This is a genomic window from Leeuwenhoekiella sp. LLG6367-2.1 (genome assembly GCF_045055775.1).
Taxonomy (GTDB): domain Bacteria; phylum Bacteroidota; class Bacteroidia; order Flavobacteriales; family Flavobacteriaceae; genus Leeuwenhoekiella; species Leeuwenhoekiella aequorea.
Map to the genome: position 1 here is coordinate 1,847,540 of NZ_CP159331.1, position 12,965 is coordinate 1,860,504.

Annotated in this window: 9 protein-coding genes; 8 read left to right on the forward strand and 1 reads right to left on the reverse strand. The window is 35.5% G+C overall.

Annotated elements, in window-relative coordinates:
• Positions 1 to 9: 9 nt before the first annotated feature.
• Positions 10 to 3,171, reverse strand: coding sequence for a SusC/RagA family TonB-linked outer membrane protein (locus tag ABVM53_RS08410; RefSeq protein WP_405325053.1), 3,162 nt, complete (start codon positions 3,169 to 3,171; stop codon positions 10 to 12).
• A 617-nt stretch (positions 3,172 to 3,788) separates the two neighbouring features.
• Here ABVM53_RS08410 and rplM point away from each other — a divergent pair.
• The 8 genes from rplM to ABVM53_RS08450 all read left to right on the forward strand — a co-directional run bounded on the left by rplM (position 3,789) and on the right by ABVM53_RS08450 (position 12,875).
• Entirely contained in the window at positions 3,789 to 4,244 is a 456-nt protein-coding gene (gene rplM / locus ABVM53_RS08415) for a 50S ribosomal protein L13 (RefSeq protein ID WP_128756340.1), read from the forward strand.
• Complete coding sequence (gene rpsI, locus ABVM53_RS08420; protein ID WP_128756341.1) at positions 4,245 to 4,631, forward strand: 30S ribosomal protein S9; 387 nt, start codon at positions 4,245 to 4,247, stop codon at positions 4,629 to 4,631. It begins immediately after the preceding gene.
• Positions 4,632 to 4,833: 202 nt separating this feature from the next.
• Entirely contained in the window at positions 4,834 to 5,631 is a 798-nt protein-coding gene (gene rpsB, locus ABVM53_RS08425; RefSeq protein WP_128756342.1) for a 30S ribosomal protein S2, read from the forward strand.
• 97 nt (positions 5,632 to 5,728) lie between these two features.
• Positions 5,729 to 6,694, forward strand: coding sequence for a translation elongation factor Ts (tsf, locus tag ABVM53_RS08430; protein ID WP_128756343.1), 966 nt, complete (start codon positions 5,729 to 5,731; stop codon positions 6,692 to 6,694).
• Positions 6,695 to 6,814: 120 nt separating this feature from the next.
• A complete protein-coding gene (gene pyrH / locus ABVM53_RS08435; protein WP_371455179.1) occupies positions 6,815 to 7,522 on the forward strand; it encodes a UMP kinase in 708 nt (235 codons plus the stop codon).
• 47 nt (positions 7,523 to 7,569) lie between these two features.
• The gene (gene frr, locus ABVM53_RS08440) at positions 7,570 to 8,133 is read left to right on the forward strand and encodes a ribosome recycling factor (protein ID WP_128756349.1); all 564 of its coding nucleotides are present in this window, start codon (positions 7,570 to 7,572) and stop codon (positions 8,131 to 8,133) included.
• Between the two features lie 156 nt (positions 8,134 to 8,289).
• Complete coding sequence (locus ABVM53_RS08445; protein ID WP_405325061.1) at positions 8,290 to 10,398, forward strand: DUF5686 family protein; 2,109 nt, start codon at positions 8,290 to 8,292, stop codon at positions 10,396 to 10,398.
• A 65-nt stretch (positions 10,399 to 10,463) separates the two neighbouring features.
• Positions 10,464 to 12,875, forward strand: a complete 2,412-nt coding sequence (locus ABVM53_RS08450; protein ID WP_405325064.1) for an RND family transporter — start codon at positions 10,464 to 10,466, stop codon at positions 12,873 to 12,875.
• Positions 12,876 to 12,965: the final 90 nt, after the last annotated feature.

The following is a 12,965-nucleotide window of genomic DNA, read 5'->3' on the forward strand; positions in this document are numbered from 1 at the left end:
AGTAGTAAATTATAGAGATAAGTTAAATCCTAAACTTATAGTTCTTGAAGGAGCAAAACGGTTTTGAGTAGTTCCGTTGAAGTTTTGACCTACGTCAAGACCATCAACAGAAGTCCAGAAATGAAGGTTTTCTCCGTTCAAATAAATTTTAGCATTAGTTAAACCAATACGATCTATAAGTTCTGAAGGTAATTGATAAGAAAGTGAAACTTGACGTAGACCTAGGAATGTAGAGCTTACTAAGTATCTATCTGAAGCTGCTTCAAAAGCAGTACGTTGATCTGTATCTAATCTAGGAATATCTGTGATATCACCCGGTTGTTGCCATCTGTCAAGTATACGTGTGCTAAGTGCAGAACCGTAGCTTCCAGAGTGAAGAAGACCTGCAAGGTTAGTATCATAAGTGTCTCCACCTATACTGTAAGTAAATAATGCTCTTAATTCAATACCTTTATAATTCCAAGTGCTCGTGAAGCTTCCGAATAAATCTGGAAGAGCCGTTGCAGTAGAGTTATAAAGTGCTTTGTTTTGATTTGTAGTAACAAGATCGCCATTTACAGTTCTTACGTCTGCATCTGTAGCTGTTCCTAATTCTGGATCAAAAACATATAGTGCAGAACCATCAGCAGGGTCTACTCCGTAATATTCACGTAACCAGTAATCAAAAATAGAACCACCTACTACGTACTTTTTAGTTCCGTTTATGATTTCTTCCTGTGGAAGTTCGGTGAATTCATTGTGAATTGTAGAAGCATTAATGTTTAAATTCCAATTGAAATTTTCATTACGAACAAGAGCAAGATTTAAATCTAATTCTAAACCTCTGTTGAACATATTACCTATGTTAGCAGGGTAGCTGTCTAATCCTGAAGATACAGATAGTGGTACATCAAAAATAAGTCCGTCTGTAACTTTTTTATAATATGCAAAAGATCCACTAATGCGGTTGTCAATAAAGCCAAAATCTAAACCTAAGTCGGTTTGTTTTTGAGTCTCCCATTCAAGAAATTCGTTTCCTGGAGCACTAATTAAAATACCTGGCTCTCCGGCGTTATTATTACCTAGTCCTAAAAGAGACTGGCTAGCATAAAAACTTAAAGACGCGTGGCTTAAGTTAGAATCATTACCTACTTGACCGTAAGAAGCTCTAAGCTTCAAGAAATTAATCCAATCTTGACCTTTTAAGAAATTCTCTTGATCCAATCTCCAAGCTCCGCTATAGGAGTAGAAGTTACCCCATCTTGCATCATCAGCAAATCGAGATGAACCATCTCTTCTGTAAGAACCTGCTACAAAATAACGGTTGTCGTAGTTGTAGTTTAATCTAGAGAAATAACCTTCTTTACCATATTCTCTACTGAAAGATTCTAAATCAACTGTTGTAGCAAAATTGATTAATTCTGTATTACCATCAACTACTTGGTTTTGTCTAAAGCCATATAAATACTTAAGATCGTAATCAAGACTTTCGTGCCCTAATAAGGCAGTAATGTTATGGTTTCCAAAAGATTTGTTCCAGTTTAAAAGTTGGTTATAAGTAATAACTGTAGTGGTTTGCGTTGTTCTACTTGCGCGACCATCTGGAGCACCATCACCTACAATTTTGTTGTCATAGCTTTCGTTTTCATAAAAGTTCTTGTCTATACCAGCATTAAATGTAAATGTGAAATCGTTCAGAAAATAAAATTCTGCGTAAGTTCTAGCGTTAATTGCAAAACGATCATCTTTATCAATATTTAATAGGTTTTCTTGTATTGCATGTCTACCAGGTGAAGCGCCAGCAGGTCTAATCTCTGTATAATCACCTGTGTCATAAATACGATTTCCAGCATCATCCAAAATGTAGTCTCCAGTTGTAGCATCGTGTAAATAGACAGGATAAATAGGTCCAATAAATCTAGAAAATCTAAAAGGGTTAACAAAAGAAGAACTACTTGTAGTGCCATCAACAGCCTGATTTGAAGTTGAAGTTGCACCGGTAATATTAAATCCTGTTTTAAACCAATCTTTAAGTTTTGAGTTTAAATTAATTCTACCTGTAATACGCTCAAAATCTGAATTGATAACATTCGCAGATTGATCTAAATAACTTAATGATGCAAAATAATCTGTTTTCTCAGTCCCTCCTTGGTAAGAGAAATTTAAGTTTTGTATAATTCCAGTGCGTTCTAAAGCATCTTGCCAGCTTAAATCATCTGGATATTTTAATGAGGCATTTGGGTTGATAGATCCATCATTCAAAACGATCTGATCATTGCTTACATTAAATGGATTATAGCCTAAAAGACCTGCGATATCCTGAGAAGCTTTAATATTAGCATCTGCAGTAGATAAAGGATTAGAATTTCTAAACGCTAAGCTGTTTCTGTAGGCCTCCCACATTAACTCGTAATACTGTGACGCATTTACACGATCATATTCTGGGATAGATCTTGTTGCCATACCTTGACTAACTTCAAGACTTATTTGATCTTTACCTTTTTTACCTTTTTTTGTAGTTATTACTACAACACCATTAGCTCCCTGAGAACCATAAATAGCGGTTGATGCAGCATCTTTTAAAACGGTAAAGCTTTCAATATCATTAGAGTTTAAACTTGCAAAACTTCCTGAATAAATTACCCCGTCTACCACATATAATGGCTCTTGACTAGAGTTTACAGAACCAAATCCACGAATACGAATGCTAGGTGCAGAGCCCGGTTGCCCGCTGCTTGTAGCAATTTGAACGCCAGAAGCAGTTCCTTCTAAAGCAGAAATTACGTTTGTTAAGGGTCTGTTTTCAATTGCATCCCCAGCAACAGTACTTACAGAACCTGTAACTTCACCGCGTGTTGTTGTACCGTAGGCGACTACAATTACCTCATCAAGAGATTCTGTACTTTCAGCAAGAACAATATCTACTTTAGATAGAGTGCCCACTTTCTTTTCTTGGTTAATAAAACCTACAAATGAAAAAACTAATGTTTCTTCGGGTTTTGCGCTCAATGAATACACACCATCAAAATCGGTTTGTGTTCCTCGGTTTGAGGCACCCTTAATAATTACATTAACTCCCGGTAAGGGAATACCATCAGGTCCTATGACGGTACCGGTTACGGTTTTTTCTTGAGCATAGGAGCTCAACGCTATCAGACTTAATAGCAAACTAAATAATAGTCTTTTCACCATTTATTTTATGTTTTGGTTATAGAGGTGAAATTTATATTAAATGATTATTAAGTTTTTTGAAAATTTTAAGTTAAACTCATTATTCTATTAAATGTATTTGCAGCGCATTAAAGGTTTCATTTTTTAGATTTAATTCAATAAATATTGAATATTAACGATTTTAAAATATTTTTTTAACAGAGTGGATCTCAAGAATAATGCTGCTTAACACGTTTTTAACGAAGTGTGAAATTCTAATTATTGTCAATATTAAGTTTAGAGCAGGTTGTTATGACTTAAATAGCCAATTTCTCAATTATAATATGATGTATTATTCTTCAGAAGAATTTAATAATGGTAATTATGGGCTAGAGGCATCTAATAATTGTTAAATTTTTATGCGCGAGGCCTTTAAGATTTTCCGATTACTTTGCTGTAAATTCTCCAGGACTAACGATGACCACTGAATATTTTAGTTTGAGTTGAAGTAGTGTATTGATAAACAGCTATTAAAGCGGAAATAAATTATAGTAATACTTGGTTTGTCATATTCAATTATAATTGTACATTTGCACCCCTGTTTTCCCGTGTGAACGAGATAGCAGGAAATGGAATGTTTAATAATTAAATAAAACAGTGTGGACACATTAAGTTACAAAACAGTATCTGCCAACAAGAACACCGTTAACAAAGAGTGGGTTGTTATTGATGCTGAAGGACAAACGTTGGGTCGCATGTCTACTATCGTTGCAAAATTTTTGCGCGGAAAGTACAAGCCTAACTACACACCACACGTTGATTGCGGAGACAATGTAATTGTTATCAATGCCTCTCAAATCAACTTAACAGGAAAGAAGTGGGATACTAAATCTTACATCCGTCATACGGGTTATCCTGGTGGTCAAAGAAGCCTAACTGCAAAAGAATTGTACGGTAAAGACCCTGCGCGTCTTGTCGAAAATGCAGTAAAAGGTATGTTGCCTAAAAACAAATTAGGTAGCGCGATTTATCGCAATTTAAAGGTTTATGCCGGTGCAGATCACGGGCAGGAAGCACAGAAGCCTAAAGTAATCAACATTAACGAACTTAAGTAAATGGAAGTAATTCACAAAATTGGTCGTAGAAAAACGGCTGTTGCTCGTGTTTATTTAGCTCCGGGTTCTGGTAACATCACCATCAATAAGCGTGATTTAAAGACCTACTTCACTACAGGTACTTTACAGTACAAAGTTAATCAGCCATTAGTAATGACTGAAAATGAAAATAACTTTGACGTTAAAGTAAATGTTTACGGAGGTGGTATTACTGGTCAAGCTGAAGCTGTACGTCTTGCTCTTTCTAGAGCTATGTGCGAATTAGATGCAGAGAACAGACTTATCCTTAAGCCTGAAGGTTTGTTAACAAGAGATCCAAGAATGGTAGAGCGTAAGAAATTCGGTCAGAAGAAAGCGCGTAAGAAATTCCAATTCTCAAAACGTTAACAACTATTGTATTTCAATATGGGTATTCGCTTTTGAATATCTTTCAATTGAAATCAAAAAGAAATTAATTTTTAATTAAATAGTCCTTGTTTTCGCGAAAGCGGAAAAATTGGTTTAGCATCTAAATAGGTGAGGCGACGTGCCATAGGCAGGAACCACTTACTTATTGCTACTAAAACGGGAACGTAAACTAAATTTAAAAATGGCAAAAACAGAAAATGTAAAGGATTTACTGGATGCAGGTGTACATTTTGGTCACCTTACCAGAAGATGGGATCCTAACATGGCACCATATATCTATATGGAGCGTAATGGTATTCACATCATTAATCTATACAAAACTGCTGCTAAACTTAGCGAAGCTTCAGAAGCTTTAGCTAAAATCGCAGCTTCAGGTAGAAAAATACTTTTTGTAGCTACCAAAAAACAAGCAAAAGAAATTGTTGCTGATCACGCAGGTCGCGCTAAAATGCCTTTCATTACAGAAAGATGGCCAGGTGGTATGTTAACTAACTTCGTAACTATACGTAAGGCGGTTAAGAAAATGCAAACTGTAGATCGTATGAAACAAGACGGTCGTTTTGATAGCTTGTCTAAAAAAGAGCAATTACAAATGAACCGTATGCGTGACAAATTAGAGAAGAACTTAGGTTCTATCGAAGATATGACGCGTTTACCAGGTGCTTTATTTGTAGTTGACATTAAGCGTGAACACATTGCGATTAAAGAAGCTCAAAAATTAAACATTCCAATCTTTGCGATGGTTGATACTAACTCTGACCCACGTCAGGTTGATTTCGCTATCCCATCTAATGATGATGCTTCTAAATCTATCGAGAAAATCATAGCTAACGTTGCTGATGCAATTGTTGAAGGTCTTTCTGAGCGTAAAGCAGGAAAAGAGAAAGATAAAGAAGACAAGCCAAAAGCTAAAAAAGCAGAAGGAGCTAAGCCAGCAAAGGCAAAAGCTAAAGCTGCAGCTAGCGACGAAGAAGAATAGTATTTAACAATTTGATAATAGCTGAAGTCGTTTAGTATATTGCAATTTTGCACTAAGCTAAACGACTTTTTGTTTTAACTCATAAATTCTAAATAAAATGGCAAAAATAACAGCCGCAGACGTAAATAAACTTAGAAAAGCTACCGGTGCCGGTATGATGGATTGTAAAAATGCATTAGTTGAGGCAGAAGGTGATTTTGACAAAGCGATTTCTGTTCTTCGTAAAAAAGGACAAAAAATTGCAGAAAAACGTGCAGATCGTGACTCTAGTGAAGGAGTTGTTGTAGCAAAGATTAATGACGCAAATAACAGAGGTGTTGTTTTCTCATTAAACTGTGAGACAGATTTCGTTGCTAAAAACGATACGTATGTAGAGATGGCTAATGAATTAGGTGACGTTGCCTTAAATTATAACAGCAAAGAAGAATTTTTAGCTGCTGATTTTCAAGGTATGACTGTTGCTGAAAAATTAATCGAGCAGACAGGTGTTATTGGTGAGAAATTAGAAATAGGTGGTTTTGAAGTGCTAGAAGCTCCATTTGTAGGTGCTTATGTACACGGAAATAAGATTGGTGCATTAACTGGTCTTTCTAAAGCTACAGACAGCGCAGAAGAAGTTGCTAAAAGTGTTTCTATGCAAGTAGCTTCTATGGGAGCAACTACATTATCTTACAAAGATTTTGATGCAGATTTCGTGGCATCAGAAACTGAAGCGCGTATTGCTGCTATTGAAAAAGAAAATGAAGAGTTAGGTCGTTTAGGTAAAACACTTAAAAACGTTCCTCAATATATCTCAATGTCTCAGTTAACTCCAGAGGTTATGGCTAAGGCAGAAGCAGATATCAAAGAAGAATTAAAAGCAGAAGGAAAACCAGAACAAATCTGGGATCGTATTTTGCCAGGTAAAATTGACCGTTACGTAGCCGATAACACGACTATGGATAATGAGAAAGCTTTACTTGATCAAGTATTTATTATGGACGAAAGCATTAACGTAGCTAAATATGTAGCTAGTAAAGGTGATGCTGAAGTTGTAGGTTTTAAACGTGTAAGCTTAGCTTAATCTTTTAAAATATCATAAGTTTTAAAAAGGCTGCCAATTGGCAGCCTTTTTTGATGAAATTAAATTCATTTTTTTTCACATAGTCATTAACCGTATATTTGCCCAAAATTTTTTAAAATCATGCAGTACAAACGTATTCTTCTTAAATTATCTGGTGAGGCATTAATGGGAAACCGCCAGTATGGTATTGATCCCGATAGATTAGCAGAATATGCAGAAGAGATTAAAAAAGTTCTCGATAAAGGTGTAGAAGTAGCTATTGTAATAGGTGGCGGTAACATTTTTAGAGGTCTTGCTGGAGCAAGCCGAGGTATGGATCGCGTTCAGGGAGATCATATGGGAATGCTCGCAACTGTTATAAACGGTCTTGCGTTACAAAGTGCACTGGAAGAAGCGGGCATTCAAACACGTCTGCAAAGTGCAATTCAAATCAACGAAGTAGCAGAGCCGTTCATTCGCAGAAGGGCTATTCGTCATTTAGAAAAAGGGCGTGTAGTTATATTTGGTGGAGGTACAGGTAATCCATATTTCACTACAGATTCAGCAGCTGTTTTAAGAGCTATAGAAATTCATGCAGATGTAATTTTAAAAGGTACTCGTGTAGACGGTATCTATACCAGCGACCCTGAAAAAGATGATAAAGCTGTGAAGTTTGATTTTATAAGTTTTGAAGATGTACTTCAAAAAGGACTGAAAGTAATGGATACCACCGCTTTCACATTAAGTCAGGAGAACGAATTGCCAATTATTGTGTTTGATATGAACAAGCAAGGCAATCTCTTAAAGGTTGTTAATGGTGAAGCTATAGGTACAACTGTAAATTTATAATTTAGTATTTTTGATCGATTCTAGAAAATCGGAGAATTAATAAAGCTATGAACGAAGACATACAATTTATTTTAGACGGTACTGAAGAGGCAATGCAAAGTGCTATTACGCATCTTAAAAAACAATTTGCAAACATACGTGCCGGTAAAGCAAGTCCTGCAATGTTAGGAAGTGTTATGGTCGATTATTACGGTAGTCAAACACCACTCTCTCAAGTGGCGAATGTGAATACACCAGATGGTAGAACAATTTCTATTCAACCGTGGGAGAAAGCAATGATCCATGAGATTGAGAAAGCGATTATGAATGCTAACCTAGGATTTAATCCTATGAATAATGGTGAGAGCGTAATTATAAATGTTCCGCCACTTACAGAAGAGCGTCGTAAAGATCTTGTAAAACAAGCTAAAGCTGAAGCAGAAGATGCAAAAGTGGGTGTGCGTAATGACCGTAAGAATGCGAATAATGAGATCAAGAAGTTAGAAAAAGAGGGTCTTGCTGAGGATTTATGTCGCAATGCAGAAGTAGATGTACAGGATTTTACAGATGCTTATATTAAAAAAATAGACGAAGTATTAGCTGTTAAAGAAAAGGAAATCCTTACAGTTTAATTTGATACTGTTTTGCTAGCTAAGTTAAGAATACATTTAGCCAGTTAAACTCATGCTAAGAGCGACCATAAGGTCGCTTTTTTTATATTATTTTTAAATTCTAAGTCACGTATTATAATGGTTAAATCGCTTACGTTCTGCCTACTAGTATTTTTTTTGACACTCAAGAGTCTTTGTGCACAGCAAATTAAAGTAGATGTCGACTCCTTAATGCAGGCTGCCATAAATAATAGCGTTATAAACAATCCTCAAAAAGCACTTGAGCATTATAGTTATACGACTTATGAAAAAACGATAATTACAGATTCATTAGAACGTCAAACAAATTCTCATTCTTTTTTTACAGAGAAAGTAGCTATAAATAATTATGACGCTGCAGATGGTTTTAAGGAAGAAGTTTTAGGTTTTAATATGGCCGGTTTTGAAGAACCGCGCTATGAGGTTTTAGGTATCACGCTTCAGTCCAGGTCATTTTATGATGAGGATTTTTTAATATTTAATTATCGTTATGCGGGTCCGCTTTCAAAGCGCGGACTCAAAAATTATGAGTATCAATTTGTATCTGATACCATTATCTTAGGAAGACCTGGCTATGCAGTTTCATTTAAACCACAACGACCTGAAACCATACCTGGATTAGTTGGAATACTGTATTTAGACAAAGCATCTCTTGCGTTACAGAAAATGCATATCGCTCTAAAAGATGAGCTCGTAGCCCGTATTGAGCAGGAGTATCAGTATATTGAGAGTAAAGATATCTACCTGCCAAAATTAAGTAAATTATACATTGAAAAAGGCGAGAGTTCTAAGAGGTTGTCACTTTTTAGAGGAAAAGTTTCAATAGGTACCATAGAAAACAATCCTGTAAAGGAAGCTATTCAGGGAAGGTATATGCTATCAACTTCTTATAATGCCAACTATAATCTTTCCGAAGTGGAGGATTTAGAGCATTCAAATCTGGCTATCGAAGTGATGGAGGATGCCGAAGATAAACCAGAATCCTTCTGGAATAGATATCGTACACAAGCATTATCTCAGCGCGATTTAAATAGTTTTGATTATTTAGATAATGTTGTTAAAACAGAAAATATTGAGAGACGGCTTGCGATGATCAACAATTTTGGTATAGGCTATTATACAGTAGACTTTTTTGATTTTGATCTTACTTACCCCTTAAAATTTAATAATTACGAGGGGTTGCGTTTAGGACTGGGTGGTGTCACTAATGCTGCTTTTTCTAAGAATTATAGAGTTGAGGGCTACGCGGCGTATGGGTTTAAAGATAAGGTTCTAAAATATGGTTTTGGAGGCGGAGTGCTGTTAAATGAATCACACGGCGCCTGGCTAAGTTTGAGTTATAGCGATGACCTGCAAGAAACCGGAAGTTTTAATTATTTAACAGACCGTAGGGTATACTCGTTGTTTGAGCCCAGACTTGTTAATATCACTCAATTTTTTGACTATAAAACGTTCCGTTTAAATCAGGAGTATCAAATCACACCAAAAATACTTTCAGAATTGCAAGTTGCTAAAACAAATGTTCTGCAAACTCAAGACTACACTTTTGCTCTGGGAGATAACACCTATTCAGAATATGACATTACAGAAGCAACTTTTGGTGTTCGTTGGAGTCCATCAAGTAAATTTATGCGTTCAGAAAAAGGTACGGTAGAGATCTATGATGGGTATCCTAAAATCACTGCGCAAATATCTAAAGGTATGTCTGGTTTGCTAAACGGAGATTTTGATTTTACACGTATTGGTGCTAAATTTTTCTATCAGGTTGAACGTTTAAATAAATCTACTACAGAATTTTTGATTGAGGGTAAAATGGCATTTGGCGAAGTGCCTTTAACGCATTTATTTCACGCGTATCCTAATGCGCCTACTAAGGAAACTGTAATGCAGCGCTTTTCTGTAGCTGGTGTAAATAGTTTTGAAACTATGTATTTTGGCGAATTCTTTTCAGACAGGTTGGCTACCTTACAAGTAAAGCACCATTTGCGTCCATTTAATTTTGGACCTAAATTTCAACCAGAAATGGTTTTTATCACGCGTTATGCCATTGGGGATATAAGTAATATAGATAGGCATCAGGATGTGACATTTGGGAAATTAAACAAAGGGTTTACAGAAACCGGTTTTGAAATTAATAAGATCTTATTTGGTTTTGGAACAAGTTTAACTTATCGATATGGAGCATATAGCCTTCCTAACTTCTCAGATAATATAGCATTTAAGTTCACCTTTAACCTACAATTGTAAAAAGGGGTTTTACTAAAGGGTTTTCAGTATCAAATAAGTACCTTTGCGGCTCTTAAATTAGGACGATGACCAAGCTATTGGGTTACGGTTTTTGGAATGGTGTCGCGCGCCTCATTCTACGTAACAGACTCTTTATACTGTTTATTATTGCCGGCTTTACGGTTTTCTTAGGAACGCAATGGAAATATATGCGTTTTACTTATACCGAAGCTAATCTCCTGCCGGATGATCACGAGGTAAATTTAGAATACAACACGTTTCTAGAGCAATTTGGCGAAGAAGGGAACTTAGTTGTTTTTGGGATAAAAGATTCTTCACTATTTACACCTCAAATTTTAAATAAATGGAATGCTTTATCAGATAAAATAAATGAATTTGATGCGGTAGCGTTATCTGTTTCGTTAAAAGATTTAAAGCTTTTAAAGAGAGAAGATGATCCTAAACGTTTTGATTTAAAGCCTTTTATTGAAGGTGAAGTAAGCTCTAATTCTGAAGCGCTCTCTCTTAAAAAGAAGCTATTTGATGATCTTCCTTTTTATGAAGGTCTAATATATAACAAGAGAACTGGTACAGTACGATCTGCCGTTTACTTAAGAAAGGATATAGTAAACACCGCAGCTCGAAAAGACTTTATTGTTGATGATCTCATACCTCTAATTGAAGAATTTGAAGAAGAAACCGGGATAAGGGTTCATACCAGTGGGATGCCTTATATACGTACTTTAAATAGTAAAACGATAATAGGAGAAATTGGTTGGTTTGTAGGTGGGGCGCTTGTTGTTACCTCTTTAATATTCTTTTTCTTTTTTAGGTCTTATAGAGCGACATTCATTTCTATGATTACTGTGGTAATCGGAGTAATGTGGGCGTTTGGATTTTTAGGATTGTTAGGATATGAGATAACGGTTCTCACTGCGTTAATTCCGCCATTAATTATTGTAATTGGAATTCCTAACTGTATATTTTTAATTAATAAATATCAGCAAGAATATAAAAATCACGGTAATAAAATTAAGGCATTACAGCGGGTAATAACAAAAGTGGGTAATGCCACCTTGATGACTAATATTACTACTGCTTCGGGATTTGCAACTTTTATACTTACACAGAGTTCTCTACTTAAAGAATTTGGTATTGTAGCATCTATAAATATACTGGCGATTTTCTTATTAAGTCTGCTGATTATTCCTATTGTATATAGTTATATGACTCCGCCTAAAGAGCGTCATTTAAAACACTTAGGGAAATCCTGGATAGAAGGTTTTGTAAACTGGATTGAAAAGATGGTGCGTGATCGAAAAATCACGATTTATATAACTACTGTTTTACTACTTATTGTAAGTATGATAGGTATTTATAAAATTAAAGTGTCTGGAAGTCTTATTGAAGATATGCCTAAGAATACAGGGTTTTATAATGACATTAAATTTTTTGAGTCTGAATTTGATGGTATTATGCCGCTCGAGGTTTTAATAGACACTAAGCGACCAAAAGGAGTAATGAAGCTACCCACTTTAAAAAGAATGGATGAGCTTGCAACTACAATTTCAGAGACTCCAGAACTATCAAAACCGCTATCAATTGTTAATCTGGTTAAATATGGGAAGCAAGCGTTTTATAATGGAGATCCGCAGTACTACCAGTTGCCAACTTCAAATGAACGTAATTTTATATTGCCTTATGCACAGAGCTTTTCTACCGAGGCAGGTTTGTTGGATAGTTATATAGATTCTACAGGTCAATATGCACGTATGACTACCTTTATGCAGGATATAGGTACAGACCGAATGGAAATAGTAGAAGACAATCTCTACAATAAAATAAATATTTTATTTCCTGAAGATAAATTTGATGTAACACTTACTGGTAAGGCGCTAGTTTTTCAAAAAGGCACCACCTATCTCATAAACAACTTAATTATAAGCTTATCATTGGCTATTTTACTTATAGCGATCTTTATGGCTTTTATGTTTCGATCGGTCAAGATGATATTAGTGTCGTTAATTCCTAATCTATTACCGTTGTTGATAACAGCCGGTTTAATGGGGTTTTTGGGAGTTCCTATAAAACCATCAACTATACTAGTTTTTAGTATTGCTTTTGGTATTTCAGTAGATGACACAATACATTTCTTGGCAAAATACAGACAAGAATTACGCAGTAGTGGTTGGAAAATTAAACGTTCGGTTTACGCCTCAGTTAGAGAAGCTGGAGTAAGTATGTTTTATACTTCAATAGTATTATTTTTCGGCTTTTCAGTTTTTATGATAAGTAGTTTTGGAGGTACAGTTGCTCTAGGAGGACTAGTTTCTGTGACGCTAATTTTTGCGATGCTTTCTAATCTATTGTTACTGCCTTCGTTATTGCTTTCGCTTGAGCGTAACATTGCAAATGAAGAAGATTTTAAAAAACCGGCTATTCAAATTTTAGATGAGGCTGATGATGAAGAAGAGCTTGAAAAGTTAGACAAAGATTAATGTTGAGATATGGGTTTCCGCTTTGCGGGAATAGCCGTAAAATATATATTTGCTTAGTATAAAATTGAACTATCACTGCAACCGGTGATC